Here is a 560-nt window from a genome sequence, read left to right as displayed (position 1 = left end):
GCATCCACTCCTCCAGCAAGCCGGGCGACACCCGCGTGGCGCGTTCGGTGTCGGCGTACGCGGCCCGCGCCTCCAGGTCCCCCAGGTGTGTCGGAGTGGCCTGCGAGCGGGCTTGCATGAACGAGGAGCGGCCCACTATCCGTCCCCGTGCGGTGCCGTCGCCGTGCACGGTGACCTCGGCCAGGCCGGTGCCGTACGCCCAGGAGCCGATCGTGGCCAGGATGCGACCGCCAACCCTGGTTTGGCGTATCCATGTGTACGGGATGCGGCGGACCGCGCAGGTGGCGATGACACGGTCGTACGGTGCTCGCCGAGGGTGGCCCACGAGCCCGTCGCCGGTCACGGTCCAGGTGGAGTAGCCGGCCGCTTCGAGCGCGTCGTCCGCGCGGGTCGCCACCTGCGGATCGACCTCGATGGTGGTGACGCTGTCCTCCCCCAGGCAGTGGCACATCAGAGCCGTCGAGTAGCCGGTGCCAGTGCCGATCTCCAGCACCGTGTGCCCCTCGGTGAGCCCCAGGGCTTCGATCATGCTCACGACGGTCGCGGGCACAGTGGAGGAC

Annotated in this window: 1 protein-coding gene; it reads right to left on the bottom strand. The window is 70.7% G+C overall.

Annotation, left to right across the window (positions count from 1 at the left end; all coding sequences use genetic code 11):
* Nucleotides 1-560: rRNA adenine N-6-methyltransferase family protein (locus KUM32_RS41295; RefSeq protein WP_302185268.1), on the bottom strand; the 560-nt coding region annotated here is incomplete at both ends.

This window comes from Streptomyces sp. AC627_RSS907, from assembly GCF_019049165.1.
The sequence above is the reverse complement of the archived record's forward strand: the minus strand, read 5'-3'. Positions and strand labels throughout refer to the sequence as shown.